We start from the raw sequence: 15,178 nt of genomic DNA on the forward strand, positions 1-15,178 counted from the left end.
AACGTCACCCCCAGCCGCCTCGGACGCCTCGTCCGCCAAGGCTTCCTCACCCAACCCGGACGAGGCCGCTACCAGAAACGGACTTAACGCCCACTCACACTGGTCGAGCCCGATGTCCGCGGAGATCCCATGTCGCCGCTGCGCTGGCCCACCAAATCCACCCGCAAGCTCGCCGAGCAGCTGACCCGGCAGGGCCACAGGACCAGCGCGGACACGGTGGGCGACCTCCTGCGCGAGGAGGGCTTCAGCTTGCAGAGCAACGCCAAGACGCTGGAAGGCAAGCAGCACCCCGACCGGGACGCACAGTTCCACTACCTCAACGAGCAGGCCCGCGACCACCAGGACGGCGGGGCGCCGGTGATCAGCGTGGACACGAAGAAGAAGGAATTGGTCGGCCTTTTCAAGAACAACGGCCGTGAATGGGAGCCGAGAGGCGAGCCGGTGCGGGTCGACACCCACGACTTCCCCGACCGCGAGCTGGGCAGAGCGGTGCCCTACGGCATCTACGACGTCGCCGCGAACACCGGCTGGGTCAACGGGGGCACCGATCACGACACCGCCGCGTTCGCCGTCGAGTCGATCCGCCGCTGGTGGAACGGAGCCGGGCGGCCCACTTAGCCCGACAGCTGGCCGGCTACTCATCACCGCCGATGCCGGCGGCTCCAACGGGTATCGCACCCGCACCTGGAAGACCGAACTCGCCCCGGTTCGCAGCCGAGACCGGCCTGGCCATCACCGTCTGCCACCTGCCACCCGGAACGTCGAAGTGGAACCGGATCGAGCACCGGCTGTTCTCCCACATCACCATGAACTGGCGCGGCAGACCCCTGACCAGCCACGAAGTCATCGTCGAGAGCATCGCCGCGACCACCACCAAGACCGGCCTGAGGGTGCACGCCGAGCTCGACACCAACCCGTACCCGACCGGCGTCCAGGTCAGCGACGACGAAATCGACGCCCTGCCGATCACCGGGCACCGCTTCCACGGCGACTGGAACTACACCCTCCACCCCCAGCAACCGCTGGACGCGGCGACGACCGACAGCACATCAAACCAGGCCCCGGCGAACAGACCGCATCGCCTCACGCAGCATTCCCTGCAGGACCCAGAACTGACCGGGATGACCCGCCAACAGCTCAGCGAGCTCACCGACACGCTGAGTCCAGCGCTGGAGGTTCAACGCGAGCAAGTGCTCCGCACCCGTCGCGGTCACGAGCGCCTGGTGGCCCCTGGCACAGGTGCCAAAGCCAAGCTCACCCCAGCCGACAAGATCCTGGTCACCGTGCTCCACCAGCGCAAACTCGCGACCATGAACCTCCTCGGCCAACTCTTCGGCGTCACCGCCATGACCATCAGCCGCGCGAAACAGGAGGTCCGCCCACTCCTGGAAGCACACGGCCACCACATCAACACCTCTACCGCCCGCCTTCGAACACCAGCCGACGTCGCGACGTTCCTCGCTCCCGACCCCACCCAGACCAAGGTCAAAAAGACGAGTTAAAGATCTGCACGCCCTTACCTTTCGTAACTCTATGACCCGGCGGGCGAGTTCGGAGACGTTCAGAGCCCCGGCGAACCCTTCGTTTTGCGTGAATGTGAGGGCGTCGTCGGCCTTGTCGACGGCGTTCACGAGGGCATACCAGCCGCGCGACCGCTCCGGGCGCCGCTCGGCCATGTGCCCGGCGATCGCCGACAGCCGGTCGATCTCTTCACGCAGCAGCTTGTCGATCTCAACGAGGCGCTCAGACGTCGGCTGCTTGCGCGTCGAGTCGAACGCGGCCTCGATCAGCGCCGGGATCGGGTCGGTCTGCTCTTCGGTAGACGGGCGGCCGTCATCGGGTGGTGTCCGTGTGCGTGCCGCGCGCCGGACCGCCGGCGAGGGGTGTGTCCACGGCGCCTACATCCCCTCGGCCGCCTGCCCGGGTACCGCGGCGGCGCGGATGAGTTGGCGGAGCGCACCGTAGTAGACCTCGTGGTCGACCACGGCGGGCAGGACCGCGCCGAGCTGCCCGGTGAGGACCGGGAACTCCTCCGGGTCGAGCGCGGCCAGTGCGCGCCGGGTGGCGGCTTGGGCGGCCTTGGGGTCGCGGTGGTTGACGAAACTCGCGCTGCCCAGGGTCAGCAGGTACAGCCGCCGGTAGGTGACGATCGCCTCCTGGGGCGTCATGCCGGCGGCAAGGGAGTCGGCGAGCTGCGGCTCGACCAGACGCTTCAGCAGCTGTGGGCCGAGCCATGGTCGGTCGCCGCGCAGGGCGACCAGGCCCGGATGGTCCGTCAGCAGCTCGTAAAGCGCGGTGAACCGCTTCTCGGTGGCTCTCGCCCAGTCGGTGCCCGGTTCAATCTCCGGCAGGCGGGCGGCGAGGTGGTCGGTCACCAGGTCCAGCAGGCCGGCCAGGTCGGTGCAGCGGCGCTGGAGGGACGCGACGGAGATGTCCAGTGCGGCGGCCAGAGTGCGGAAGCTGAGCGCGGTGGGCCCGTCCTGATCAACTATCAACAGGGCTTGCTCGGCGATCCGTTCGGGTGTCGCGCGGTCCAGGGATGTGGATTGCCTCGGCATGCGAGTCAGCGTACGGTACACCGTACCGTCACGGTAGGCTTATGCATCCTTACGGAGGCGACATGCCCTGCACCACGGCACTTGACCCGCTGTTCACCGCGGTGGACAGCACAGCCTTCACCGACCGGCACCTGGCCAACCTGGCGTCCGGAACCCTCGCGGCCGTCCGCGTCCCCGGTTTCCTCGCTCTGGACGCCTGCCAGGCGGCAATGGGCGCGCTGAACCGGCTGCCCACCGCAGACTACGACCGGGCCCGGGTGCCCACCCGGATCGTGCGTTTCGGCCCGGCCCTCAACGACTACCGCGACCAGGGCGTCGGGCTGGACGCCGACCGGTACTGGCGCGACGCGGAGGCCGCCCGGGCGGCCTGGCAACGGGTCGGGATGCGCCCGGACCCGATCGCCATCTCGCTGGCTCGCCTCGGCTCCGCCTGGGGCGCGGCCGTCGCCCCGGCCACGATCGGCGGCCGGACCGTGTTCGGCGGCACCTTACGCGAGATCAACGACGGCGCCCTGGTCCACTACGACGACCTGAACCGCGAGTTTCCCACCGGCCTGTTCGACCAGGAGGTGGTCGCCCAGCTCGCCTTCAACGTCTGGGTGTCGGTGCCGGCCACCGGCGGGGCGACCACGGTATGGCGCCACCGCTGGGAGCCCACCGACGAGCAGCACCGCCAGGCATACGGCTACCGGCGTGAGGCGGTTGCGCACTGCCAGTGTGTCGACCTGACGCCGCAACGCGGCGACGCGCTGATGTTCAACCCCGCGAATTTCCACGCGGTCGAGCCGAACCCCACCGGGCGCCGGATAGCCTTCGCGTTCTTCCTCGGCCTGACCACCACCGGCCAGCTCATCGCCTGGTCGTGACCACCTCATCGCAGGAGCAACGAAGTGCACCAGCTCACCTACGGCGACATCAAGGCCGCCAGCGACCGGATCGCCGGACGCATCCGCCCCGTCACCCTGGCCCCCCTCGACCCCGGTGCGATCCGCACCGCCCACCGCGACCCCCTCGACGACCGGCCCGAGCAGCCCTGCGAGGTGTGGCTGGCCCTGGAGTTCATGCAGCACACCGGCTCGTTCAAGGCCCGCGGCGCGCAGAACTTCATCCAGGCCCACCGCGACGCGAACACCCTCCCCGACGCCGGGGTGACCATCGCCTCCGGCGGCAACGCCGGCCTGGCGTGCGCCTGGGCCGCCCAGCAGCAGGGCGTACCCGCCACGGTCTTCCTTCCCGAGACCGCACCGGCGGTGAAGGTGGCCAAGCTCCGCGGCTACGGCGCCGACGTCCGCCTGGTCGGTTCCGAGTACGCCGAAGCCCTCGCAGCCTGCGAGGCGTTCGCGAGCACAACCGGCGCCCTGTCGAGCCACGCCTACGACCACCCGCTCATCGCCGCCGGGGCCGGCACCCTGCTGGAAGAGATCCGGCGCCACATCCCCGGTCTGGACACCGTTGTGGTCGCGGTCGGCGGCGGTGGCCTCTTCGCCGGGGTGGCCACCGCCGCCCAGCACCACGGCATCCGCACCGTGGCGGTCGAGCCGGAGAACTGCCGCGCCCTCAACGCCGCCCTCCAGTCCGGCGCCGTCATCGATGTCACCGTGGACTCGATCGCCGCCGACTCCCTCGGCGCACGCCGCACCTCCCAGATGGCCCTGGACGCCGCCCGGCAGGACCGAGTCCACTCCGTACTCGTGCCGGACGCCGAGATCATCCGCGCTCGACAAGCATTGTGGGACCACCGCAAGGTGGCGGTCGAGCACGGTGCCGCCACCGCCCTGGCCGCGCTCACCTCACCGGACCAGCACGTCCCCGACCGGGACCTGCCGAGCCGGCCCGCCGCACCGAGCCGGAGCTACCGGCCCGGCAACGGCGAGCGCGTGTGCGTAGTGCTGTGCGGAGCGAACACGGACCCGTCCGATCTGGTAAGTCGGCCCACCACACAGTGATGAGCGGCCCGAGGGACGGCAGCTGCCCAGCTGCCCTCTCGCCGTTTCGGGCCTTCCCATAGCGGCGGCCGTGGGCTGAAGGTTCTGCGTCTCAGCTCAGCGCCGGACGCGCAGTTTCGTGCTCACGCGGCGCGCCCAGGGTGGTGGTCGTGTGGCAGCTGAAGTGCTTCGGGGAAGTCTGGGAGCGGCCGCCCAACGCCGCCGTCAGCGGTCCGGCCCGTTGCCGTGGCCGAGGCGTCCGCGTCGGGGATCACGACGATCCCGCCGAGGTGGTCAGTGAGCCATGCCGGAGGACTCCGGCCTTCCAAGACGTCGTGTACGTAGTCGGGAACCTCCGCCCGCAGCCCGCGGAGCATGTGCGCGAGGTACGGCACGGAGAAGTGCGCAGTCGTTGGGGACGCTCTCGAAGAGAGCACCAGTGACCGGGGCGGCGCGCTCCATGACCGCCGCTCCGGCGAACTGCCCGTTCCTGATCCGCTGGACCGGCCGGAGAAGTTCCTTCGCCACCCGGCGAGAACCTCGTTGCGGCTGCCGCAGGAAGCGCGCGAGGCCCTCGTCCAGTCCGCGCGCCAGAGGCACGATCGGCTCGTCGAGGCGGTCAGGGCTGGCGATGTCTTCGAGGGGGACCGCGTCGTGGAAGGCCATCACGCCCGAGTTCCGGCTGTCCAGGCCGACGGCGGTCTCCGCCACCAGGGCGGAGACGGTGGATACACCGACCCAGTCGCGTTCCTTGCAGGGAATGTCGTCATGGGTGCGGTCGCAGCGCAGGGTCGATCGGTATTGCGAGTCACCGCAGTACAGGACGTACGCCGCGGGGACGTGGAAGCGGTTCGCCGCCTTGATCAGCTTGGACAGCTGCGTCCGGTCGTCGCCGCGCGTCTTGTAGGTGAAGTCGATGCTCCAGCGCTTGCTGTGCACCTTCAAGATCTTCGCCTGGACGAGGAGCTCGTAGGAGGTGCCGTCCCTGTCCACCCACCACCACAGCCAGTCGGCTCCGTCTTCCTTCTCCTCGTCAGCGGTGAACTCGACGAATCGGATGCGCGGGTGCGCGGTGCACAGGAGCACCTGGGTCGCCGCCACCTCACGGAACATCCCGCCAGCGTCCAGCATCCCCTCCATCAGACGATCCACTGCCATCCGGTCCTGTCGGAGAGCCTCGTTAGGGCTGGTCTCATGCCCGGGGGATTGGCTCAACGCGGCTGCTGCTCCCTTCTCGGCGACTGGGGAATGGCCTCCTTCTCATCATCCCCCGGCGTGGAGAAGGTCACTCTGGTCACCTCCAGCGAGGCCGACAACTGGGCCGACGCTGGCTCCACCGGCCACGTGCCGCCGGGGTCACGGTGGCTCCAACCCGGTCACACCCTTCACCTTCCCGCGGTTCTGGAGCACGAGCTCGCCCAGACCGTGCCCGGGTCCGAGCTGTGCCCCGACGCGCACTCCGATTCCCCGATATGTGCGATAAGAGGCCGCTTGGCGCGCTACGTTGGCGGCAGTCCCCCTGGACGCCGCGTCCCCCCGTGCGCTGCGTCCGGGGGCGTACTCCGCTGGATCCGGCGGGATCATCGGCCGCCGCCCGTCTGGCTGCGGCAATCATCCGGCGTCACCCGTGCCTCAGCGTGCCACCCGGGAGGCGTGATGAGGATGGCGGCGTGGCGGGACCAGTAGCGCGGCTCTCCGCCGCTACAGTGAAGCCCTGCGGCACCGGTCTGCTGCTCCTAATCCGTAGTTAAGGACGTTCCGCCGGGGCGGATGCTTCACGGGATGTTCGAGTACGGGGCTGCGATGCCTCCGGCCAGCCGGGTCTCATGAGACCTCCGCATAGAGCGGCGCGTGGTCCCTGTGCTCATGGTGGTGGTCGCGTGGGTGCCGGACGGATGCCTGTGCTGCTCCTGGTCGCGATGCCTAGCGTGAGATCGCGCAACGTCCGGCTCCTTCGTGACTGCCACCACTCAGTAGGTGGGTGTTTACGTTCGTCGGTGCCGGGCGGACATCTGAAGCCAGCACGGTCAGGCAGGCCTCGGCTGAGACCGGGTGCCGTCCGACACCGTCATGCGTCAACACCTGTCGCTTGATCACTCGTTGGTGTTGGTGGTGTGAGCCCGCCGCACGGTGACCTCTTGTTACGCCCGAGCCGTTCGAGCTCCCGCGCAGACCGGGGCCCGTGGGGTGCGCTGGTGCCACGAACGGCTAGTGAGGTGTCGGCCCGGCCCTCTTGCGGTCGAGGCCTGGGATTAGGTCGCTCGCGTGGCCCGCATGCGCTCGTGACCAGCGCAAACACCCGGCACGTAGGCGAGGGAACACTTTGATCTACTGCGGAATCGACTGGGCAGAACGCACCCACGATGTCGCCCTGGTCGACGACACCGGCACGTTAGTCGCCAAGCGGCACATCACCGACGACGCCGCCGGCTACCAGGTCCTGGTGGAGCTGCTTGCCGAGTACGGCGACACCGAGGAGAACCCGATCCCGGTGGCGATCGAGATATCCCGCGGGCTGCTCGTTGCCGTGCTGCGGACCGGAACGCGGAAGGTGTTCGCGATCAACCCGATGGCGGCGGCCCGCTACCGCGACCGCCACTCCGTCTCGCGCAAGAAGTCCGATCCCGGCGACGCCCTGGTCCTGGCGAACATCCTGCGCACCGACATGCACGCCCACCGGCCCCTGCCGGGCGACAGCGACCTCAGCCGTGCCATCGCCGTTCTGGCCCGCGCCCAGCAGGACGCTCTGTGGAACCGGCAGCAGATCGCCAACCAGCTCCGCTCCCTGTTGCGCGAGTACTACCCCGCCGCCCTGGAAGCCTTCGCGGTCTGGGCCAACGGCCTGTGCCGGCCCGAGGCCCGTGAACTCCTCAAGACCGCCCCGCCCCCTTCACGAGCTGCACGGCTGAGCCGGACGCAGCTCCAGGCCGCTCTCAAACGGGCCGGCCGCAAGCGGGGAATCGAGGCGGAGGCCGACCGTCTCCGCGACGTCTTCCGCGCTGCGTGGGCCCACCAGCCGCCGCTGGTCGAGGACGCTCTCGGCAAGCAGATGCTCGCCCTCCTCATCCAGCTGGAAGCCGCTTGCACCGCCGCCGACCAACTCGCTGAGGCGGTGGAAGAGGCGTTCCCTCAGCACCCGGACGCCGAGATCCTGCTGAGCTTCCCCGGGCTCGGCATCCAGCTCGCCGCCCGGATCCTGGCTGAGATCGGGGACGACCGCGCCCGCTTCGCCGACGCCCGTGGTCTCAATGCCTACGCAGGCTCCTCGCCCATCACCAGGGCCTCCGGCAAGAAGTCGTCCATCACCCGTCGGTGGGTGAAGAACGACCGCCTCAATCACGCGGGATATCTGTGGGCATTCTCAGCCCTCCGGCACTCGCCTGGAGCTGGCGCCCACTACCGGCGGCGCCGCGAGGTCGGCGACTGGCACGCGGCCGCCCAGCGCAACCTCTTCAATCGCATGATCGGCCAGCTCTACCACTGCCTCCAACACCGCAAGAGCTACGACGAGACCCTGGCCTTCCCGGTCCCACTCGAAGCTGCAGAAGCAGATGCCGCACAGATCACGGTTGGCCGGACTGCCCTCAATCAGGGATTACCAGTCCGCGCTCGCGCAGCTGCGGCAGGCAGACCTCCAGGCAGGCCTCCACCGACGCGGCGTCAGTACGCACGAGCAGGTCCTCATGGAAGGGAACACCGCTTGCGACGAAGGTCCACGGCCTCGCCCCGTCACGCATGCGTTCCGCATCTGCCTTGAACAGCACCGTGACGCCCTGCGCGGCCAGCGCCTCCATGACACGCACTACGTCGACCAACGTTCCACTCCACCCGTTCGAATATGCGGGTCACGCTACCTGGGGCCCAAGCCCCCGGCTTGACGGCATAGCAACGTGAGGTGTCTCACGCGAACCTCGGCCCACTGGTTCAAGGCGGAGGTGAAGAAGCTCGGCTTCGGCCCGACCCATCTCACCGATTGCAACACCGCACACCAGTGCCTGTTCCTCACGTTCCGCGGGCCGACGGAGCGGAGTGAAGGGTGCCTGAAGCCATGTCGGCGAACCAGATCAGCAACCGCGCTCGGACCTACGCCCTCTACACCGGCGCACCCCACCAGGCCGCGCGTGACGCCGTTGCTGCCATGTAGCCGCATGCTCCCCTCATCTCGGAACCGGCCCAGCACGCGCAACTCCTCCTCGAGTCCGAGGTGTTCTACTGGGTTCTCAACTCCCGTAGGCACTTCTTCGAGTACCCCTTCGGCATCCGGTACGTGCAGCCGGCCCTGCCAAGCCTCAGGCTCCACCTGGAGAGCAACGGCAGCCTCGACAGCTTGATGAGCGGGCTGCTGCCGTGCCGTGCACCGCTGCGCGCCGGACAAGACCAGATCTACGGCCTTAACGGTGTTCGGATCTGCGCACGCACCGATCGCGGCATCGAGCTGCGCCGACTCGGTCAGCCGACCAGCATCCAACTCCCCGGCCCCTCGCGCCGAGCTTTCCAGAAGGCCGAGGCAGCCCTCGTCCAGCGGATTCAGACCAACGGCGGGGACGCCTGCTGGTTGGCCGGTGACGCATGGACCCCCTACGAGAAACAGTGGGACGATGAACGCCAGCCCCTCATCTACGAGCAGATCTGGCGGGACGCCGCATGGCTCCCCAGCGGACTGCTGCGCCGCCTCGGCCTCTTTCACACTGTCGCCGTCCCGCAGATCGTCACCGGACACGAGGCACGACTGGGGGAGTGGTGGATCCTGCAGCTTGAGCACGACTCCGACACGGCCCTGCGCCGCGCCGAACTGGTGCAGGCCCTGACCGACCCGCACCATGGCCTGCCGCTGGAGCTGTGCGGTCACCGCGACCTGACACCCGGAGGGAACCTCGGTCTGGTTCTCTTGAAGTCCCCGGATCGCACCGCCGCTCACCAACTGCGCTACGACCGAATCGACTACCCGATCAAGGAAGACCGCGCCGAGATGTTCGCGGCGATCCGGCGGCGCACAGGTGCCCTGACGGGAGAGGCCTCGTTGCCCGCCATGCCCGGGTGCTCGGCCACCGGTTGAGCCGAGCTGCGAGCCGCCGGGCGTTCGTCAAGGCCTCGGTCAACGGAAAGAATTGCCGTCACAAGGGCGATGTCCCCTGCCCCGGTGGGCGTCCTGCAGTTCCGAGTCAGGCGGAGTGGACGAGGAGGGACGCGGTGGGCTGGGGAAACCCCCGACACGCATGCGGAGCCCGCGACACCCCTCGATAACGTGTGCGAGTGCAGAGAGACAGTCGTATGTGGTCAGTGGGCCGCACGGTGGCCATGGCGGTGATGACGCTGCTCGGGGTGGCCGTCCTCGTGGTCAACATCCATGAGGTGGTGCAGGCTGACAGCCGGATATCCGGCCTTCGCGCGCACGGGCGCCAGGTGGCCGGCGGCGCCACGGTCGACTACGCGTGCTCGTCGGGCCGTGGCGCCTCGTGCTCCGCGAGCGATGTGTGGCTCAGTTTCCGTGACGCCGGCGGGCACGACGAGTATGTCCCGGAGGACGAGCTGGCGCAGGCGCTGTATGTGCCGAGCGGCCGGGCCGGGGACGACGGGCTGGTGCGCACCACCGTCGTCTACGACCCCGCCGACCCGCAGGACGCCCAGGCGGCCGGCGCCCTGCACTGGGGCGTCGCGGACTTCGTCGCTCACCGCTGGTTCCCGTTCGCCCTCGGTGTGGTGCTGGCCGGCGTCGGCGCGGCCGCACTCGTCATCGACCGGATCTGAGCCCGAGGGCGACTGGGACGGCAGCGTCGCCGGACCGGTTTTCCGATGTACTCCACGGAGAAGCGCAGGCTGGAAGCCCGCGCGGAACTACCCGGCTGCCTGCTCCAGCTTCGAGTCCGCCGAGGTCGCGGTCGTCCGTGCGCGGGCCATGCAGTCCAGGAGCACCTCGAACTCCTTCGCGGGCATCTGCCCGTGGACTGCCGCGATCAAGCTGGCTGCGAAGACGACGGCCCCCTCCGGCGTCTGGCCGAACCGGACGGACAGCGGCCCGTACAGGTGCGATCGGAAGGTGTCCGGCAGCAGCGGAGCGGGGCGCCGCCGACGCAGGCGCTCGGCCTCCTCCACGCACTCCACGACGTCGTCGTACTGCTCACGGGGCAACGCCTCCGCGATCGTGCGCCAGACGCCCAGCGCCATCCCGGTCGCCAGCGGCACCCCGTCCGGATACCGGTCTGCCAGATGCTGGGCCAGGTGGGAGCGGTACAGGTGCGCGTAGTCGAAGAACCGGAGCCTCATGCCGACCGGAATAGCGCCAACGCGTCACGTGCCGGAAAACGGCACGCTCGGGAACACCCGCCAGACCGGGCAGAGTCACTGACTCGGCCGTACGACCGGCGGTGAGGGCGCCGGTCGAGATGGCCGGAACCGGCGGGGTCGAGGGCTGCGTCCCACGTAGCCTTGGCCGGCGACAACAACCTCCATGACGACTCCAATCTGGGTAAGGAGCGGCTGTGCCGCTGGTTTCTGTGGTGATGCCGGTGCACAATTCGGCAGCCACGCTCGGGCCTTCAGTCCGGTCGGTGCTGGCGCAGACCCACACCGATCTCGAACTGCTGATCACCGACGACGCGTCCTCGGACGGGTCGATGGATCTGCTGAGAGAGTTGGCCCGGCAGGACGAGCGGGTCCTGCCGGAGGCGGCGGCCCGGCAGGGGGGCGCGGCTCGGGCCCGGAATTTGGCCATCGTGCGGGCCCGGGGTGACTACATTGCCTTGCTCGACAGCGACGACCTGTGGCTCCCGACGAAGCTGGAGTAGCAGCTCGCCTTCGCCGCGACGGCCGGGATGCCCCTCACGTTCACCTCCTACTACAAGATGGACGCCCTGTACGCGGGCGGGGCGGCCGACTTCGTCGCGAACGGGCGTGTGGTGTGGGCGCCGGAGCGAGTGGACTACCGCGCGATGCTGGTCCATGACCACATCGGCGCCCTGACCGCCATGTACGACCGCAGGGTGGTCGGTACGAGGCTGATGCCGGACATGCCGAAGCGGCAGGACTACGGGCTCTGGCTGTCGATCATGCGGGATGGGACTCCCGCGCGGGCGCTGAGGGAACCGTTGGCGGTGTACCGGGCGCAGCGGGCCGGGTCGGTCTCGTCCAACAAGCTGTCGCTCGTTCCGCACAACTGGAATCTCTACCGCCGGCACGAACAGCTCTCGGTGTTCCGGTCGGCGCGGGCTCTGGCCGGGCGGCGTGCCACTCGGTGCGGAAGTCGCGCATCTAGGGCGTGTATCGAAAGTGGATCAAGATAGTCGTTTTAGCCCTGGTATGTGTCATGCGATGCTCAGGTCATGACTGATCAACGCGAGGTTGCCATAGTCCGCTGGCCAGGTCAGGCGCCTTCCGCCCAGGATGGGCTGGCAGATCTGCTGGCGGCCTACCATCTGCAGACGCAGGCCGAGAAGGGTGAGGCCGTCGCCGGTGTGGGTGGGTTGCCGGAGCGCTACCGGGTAGAGATCGCGGATCCGCAGGCCGTGTTCGTTGACGATGTCGTGCTGCTGGCGTTGAGCGGGGACACCGCGGTGGGCTGCCTGGTGGTGACCGCCTCTGTCGACGGACGGTCCGAGGTCAAGAGGCTCTGGACGGACCCGGCGTTCCGGGGGCGGGGCATCGCGTCCAGCCTGGTCAGCGCCGCGCTCGTGCGTGCTGCGGAAAGCGGCGTCAGCGCGGTGCGGCTGTCGGTGTGGAAGTGGCGGGCGGGCGCGATAGCCCTGTACGAGCGGCTCGGATTCACCGTCACCGAGTCGTGGGACGAGCGGGACCAGCTGGTCTGCATGGGACGAGCCGTGTGAGTGGTCACAGCCATTCATTGATGGCCGCGACGAGGACGGTCGCCTCGTAGCGGACCGCGAGCTTGTCGTACCTCGTGGGTGCGCCACGAGGCGCCATGGAATCGAGTGAGGTGAGAGACCTTACCGCCGGGTTGTCGCAGCAATCCGGTTGAAGCAGGGGGCAGCCGGGGGACTCACGCAGCTCATGAGCGACTGAGCCCTTTCCCACCTGCCTGCGGCAGGGGCCCGACAAGGATATCGGGCTGCAAGGATTGACGGACCTCCAGGTGACGGATTTATGGCGTGCTGGGCGAGTACGTGAGCTGCAGGCGTGGTACTGGCGGCAGCGACGTAGGCGCTCCCGTCTCTGGTGCGGCGCGAAACGCTTCGATCATGTAGGCGGCGAAGCGGCGGGAGGCCGTGACCCGGGCGGCACGCGGCGTGTCTTGGAGGCCCCGGTGGGCCATGAGCATGAGGACCAGGTCGTCGACGACGAAGCCGGGGCGCAGCTGGCCGGTCTTCTGGGCACGGCGGGCCAGTTCGCCGACCGCGCGCAGAGTCCGCTCCCGGTCTGCGGCGAAGTCCATGGCTTCGGGGAAGGCCGTCATGAAGGCGTCGGCGAATCCCCTGCTGTGGGCGTGGAGTTCGCAGATCCGCTCGATCAGGCTCCGGAATCCGTGCCACGGGTCCGAGTCCGCAAGGGCGTCGCGGACGGCGGCATGGCAGGCTCGCCGCTGCTCGGCGAAGGTCTCCGCGAACAGTGCCTGCTTGGTGGGGAAATGCCGGTACAGCGTGGCGGGGCCCACGCCTGCGTGCCGGGCGACCTCGCGCATGGGCCCACTCAGGCCCTCTTCGCCGAACACCGCGCGGGCGGCGTCCAGGATGCGGGCCCGGTTGTCGCGGGCGTCGGAGCGCACAGTCTGAGGCAAATGGTTGGTCATCGCTTCTCACTTTAGCCAAACGGACGGGGGCGTCCGTTACGGTCCGATGGCGGTGCTGCCGCCCCGTCCCGGCACTTCGCCGGTGATGCCCCGGCTCTGGGAGCCGGCTTGACGCCCATGGCGCGCAGCAGCTGCGATCCGTCCCTCCACCGACCCGAGGAGCAGAGATGAAAGCCGTCGTGATCAGGATGTTCGGAGACCCCGATGGCCTGGAGGTCGTCGATGTCCCCGTGCCCGTTCCTGCCTCGGGGCAGGTGCAGATCGCCACGGAGGCGATCGGGGTAGGCGGCGTGGACGCCGTGATCCGCCGGGGAACGCTTGCCGCCTATGGCTTCCGGGAGGGCCATCTCCTCGGCAGCGAGGTCGCGGGAAGGGTCACCGCGGTGGGAGAGGGCGTGGACGCCTCGTGGATCGGGCGGCGGGTGTGGGCGTTCACCGGCCTGTCCGGGGGGTACGCCGAGCACACCGTCGCCTCGGTCGAGGACGTCCTTGCGCTGCCCGACGGCCTGACCGGCGCCGACGCGGTGACCCTCGGCGGCTCCGGCGTGGTCGCCCACTTCGCCCTGGCCCGGGCCAGTTTCACGCCTGGCGAGACGGTGCTCGTGCGCGGTGCGGCGGGCAGCATCGGGATCACGGCGGTCCAACTCGCAGCCACGGGCGGTGCGAGCGCGGTGGCGGTCACCACCTCGTCGGCGGAGCGCGGCGCCCGCCTGCGGGACCTGGGCGCGACCCATGTCCTTGACCGCTCCGGTGAGGGCGGCCCGGACGCACCGGCGGGCTTCGACGTGGTGATCGATGTCGTGGGGGGTCCCCAGCTTCCCTTTTTCCTGGACAAGTTGAACTCCAACGGGCGCTATGTGGCTGTCGGTGTAATCGGTGGGCAGCCGCCGGCGGACTTCGGCATGCGGCTGATGGACGCCTTCCGCAGGTCGTTGTCATTCGCCACGTTCAGTTCTGACACCGTGCCCGGGCCCGACCGGCAGGCCCTGCGGTCGTCCCAGTTCGCCGATGCTGCGCACGGGGACCTGCGCACGGTCGTGCACGAAGTGTTGCCGCTGGACCAGGCGGTGCTGGCCCACCGCGAGATGGACGCGGGGAAGGTGTTCGGCAGGGTCGTGCTGGCGCCCTGAGTCGGGCAGGGACGGCGTTCGCGGCCCTGGGTGACGAAATGGGACCCGCTCAGGTCGTGGCTGATGCCCGGCGCTGACGGTCGCCATCGTCGACGCCGGGCAAGTACGTGGCGCGCCCTGTTACCGCTGTCTCGTCCGGCATCAGGGTGCGCCGCCGTGCGGGGGCCGCGTGATGATGCCCAGTATGGCCGTGAGCCACTTTCCGACCTCAGCGTGATGTCCCCGGTGGAGGGCGAGAGTGGCTTTGACCAGGTCGTCGATGCGCGTGGTGCTGCAGCGGAGCTTGCGCAGCAGCCGCCACGTCTTCAAGGTTGCGATGACCTGCTCGCCGAGGGCGCGGATCTTGGCATGGGAGACGTACACGGCCCCGTTGGCTGTAGGTGTGGCCGAACCGCAGGTGCCCAGGACGAGCATGACCTGTCGGCTGCGGGTCGGCCGGTGCCAGCGTGTTCCGCGCTCCTGACGCCGAGCGGCGAGTAGACCGGTCAGGTAGCGCAGGGTCGCGCTGGACACATCGATTCCCGATGGGCAGACAAGCAAGTGAAGCTTCAGGCGAACAGGTTGATCCTGGTCGACAACCCATCCATCAGGAGCTTCATCTCCCCCCCCAACACCGTTCTCACGCCGACTCGCCTGCCGATCGGCCACGTTGGAAACGGCTCAGTGGTCCCTTTCCAACTCGGCGTGCGGCTCTGAGCACCTGGCCGGGGTGCTGGTTGAAGGCGTTGACGATGGCCTGGTAGGCGGTGCCCGTCTCGGGCGGGTCGGGTTCGGCTCCTGCCGGCGCGACCTCCGCGATGACCTTCCGGGCGGTGTCCAGGTCCG

Annotated in this window: 10 protein-coding genes and 6 pseudogenes; 9 read left to right on the forward strand and 7 right to left on the reverse strand. The window is 69.1% G+C overall.

Going from position 1 to position 15,178, the window contains the following annotated elements:
- Positions 1–93: 93 nt before the first annotated feature.
- Positions 94–1,502 (forward strand): annotated as a pseudogene (locus ACFYMM_RS43485) (ISAzo13 family transposase); the annotation flags it as partial.
- Between the two features lie 33 nt (positions 1,503–1,535).
- Here ACFYMM_RS43485 and ACFYMM_RS43490 read toward each other — a convergent pair.
- Both ACFYMM_RS43490 and ACFYMM_RS43495 read right to left on the reverse strand, forming a co-directional pair.
- Positions 1,536–1,799, reverse strand: a pseudogene (locus ACFYMM_RS43490) (DUF6415 family natural product biosynthesis protein); the annotation flags it as partial.
- Between the two features lie 99 nt (positions 1,800–1,898).
- On the reverse strand, positions 1,899–2,558 hold the full coding sequence (locus ACFYMM_RS43495) for a TetR/AcrR family transcriptional regulator (RefSeq protein WP_388398202.1): 660 nt from the start codon (positions 2,556–2,558) through the stop codon (positions 1,899–1,901).
- A gap of 62 nt (positions 2,559–2,620) precedes the next feature.
- On the opposite strand from ACFYMM_RS43495, the gene ACFYMM_RS43500 reads away from it, so the two are divergent.
- Together ACFYMM_RS43500 and ACFYMM_RS43505 are read left to right on the forward strand one after the other, a co-directional pair.
- A complete protein-coding gene (locus ACFYMM_RS43500) occupies positions 2,621–3,424 on the forward strand; it encodes a proline hydroxylase (RefSeq protein ID WP_388398204.1) in 804 nt (267 codons plus the stop codon).
- Positions 3,425–3,448: 24 nt separating this feature from the next.
- On the forward strand, positions 3,449–4,504 hold the full coding sequence (locus tag ACFYMM_RS43505; protein WP_388398205.1) for a threonine/serine dehydratase: 1,056 nt from the start codon (positions 3,449–3,451) through the stop codon (positions 4,502–4,504).
- A gap of 273 nt (positions 4,505–4,777) precedes the next feature.
- Here ACFYMM_RS43505 and ACFYMM_RS43510 read toward each other — a convergent pair whose 3' ends face one another.
- A complete protein-coding gene (locus ACFYMM_RS43510) occupies positions 4,778–5,641 on the reverse strand; it encodes a hypothetical protein (protein ID WP_388398208.1) in 864 nt (287 codons plus the stop codon).
- Between the two features lie 1,165 nt (positions 5,642–6,806).
- Here ACFYMM_RS43510 and ACFYMM_RS43515 point away from each other — a divergent pair.
- The 3 genes and pseudogenes from ACFYMM_RS43515 to ACFYMM_RS43525 form a co-directional block, all read left to right on the forward strand.
- Positions 6,807–8,027 (forward strand): annotated as a pseudogene (locus tag ACFYMM_RS43515) (IS110 family transposase); the annotation flags it as partial.
- A gap of 723 nt (positions 8,028–8,750) precedes the next feature.
- Positions 8,751–9,539, forward strand: coding sequence for a hypothetical protein (locus ACFYMM_RS43520; protein WP_388398211.1), 789 nt, complete (start codon positions 8,751–8,753; stop codon positions 9,537–9,539).
- 197 nt (positions 9,540–9,736) lie between these two features.
- Positions 9,737–10,231, forward strand: coding sequence for a hypothetical protein (locus ACFYMM_RS43525; protein ID WP_388398213.1), 495 nt, complete (start codon positions 9,737–9,739; stop codon positions 10,229–10,231).
- Between the two features lie 87 nt (positions 10,232–10,318).
- Here ACFYMM_RS43525 and ACFYMM_RS43530 read toward each other — a convergent pair whose 3' ends face one another.
- Positions 10,319–10,747 carry a hypothetical protein gene (locus ACFYMM_RS43530; RefSeq protein WP_388398216.1) on the reverse strand — a complete coding sequence of 143 codons (429 nt, stop codon included), beginning with the start codon at positions 10,745–10,747 and terminating at the stop codon, positions 10,319–10,321.
- 215 nt (positions 10,748–10,962) lie between these two features.
- Between ACFYMM_RS43530 and ACFYMM_RS43535 the strand changes: the two are divergent.
- Positions 10,963–11,735 (forward strand): annotated as a pseudogene (locus ACFYMM_RS43535) (glycosyltransferase family 2 protein).
- Between the two features lie 67 nt (positions 11,736–11,802).
- Entirely contained in the window at positions 11,803–12,303 is a 501-nt protein-coding gene (locus ACFYMM_RS43540; RefSeq protein WP_388398218.1) for a GNAT family N-acetyltransferase, read from the forward strand.
- Between the two features lie 275 nt (positions 12,304–12,578).
- On the opposite strand, the gene ACFYMM_RS43545 is transcribed toward ACFYMM_RS43540, so the two are convergent.
- Complete coding sequence (locus ACFYMM_RS43545; RefSeq protein ID WP_388398220.1) at positions 12,579–13,223, reverse strand: TetR/AcrR family transcriptional regulator; 645 nt, start codon at positions 13,221–13,223, stop codon at positions 12,579–12,581.
- Between the two features lie 167 nt (positions 13,224–13,390).
- On the opposite strand from ACFYMM_RS43545, the gene ACFYMM_RS43550 reads away from it, so the two are divergent.
- Positions 13,391–14,353, forward strand: a complete 963-nt coding sequence (locus tag ACFYMM_RS43550; RefSeq protein WP_388398223.1) for a zinc-binding dehydrogenase — start codon at positions 13,391–13,393, stop codon at positions 14,351–14,353.
- 225 nt (positions 14,354–14,578) lie between these two features.
- On the opposite strand, the pseudogene ACFYMM_RS43555 reads toward ACFYMM_RS43550, so the two are convergent.
- Positions 14,579–14,719: pseudogene (locus ACFYMM_RS43555) on the reverse strand (IS5/IS1182 family transposase); the annotation flags it as partial.
- Between the two features lie 253 nt (positions 14,720–14,972).
- Positions 14,973–15,178: pseudogene (locus ACFYMM_RS43560) on the reverse strand (hypothetical protein); the annotation flags it as partial.

The organism is Streptomyces sp. NPDC006739 (assembly GCF_042869815.1).
Lineage (GTDB): Bacteria > Actinomycetota > Actinomycetes > Streptomycetales > Streptomycetaceae > Streptomyces.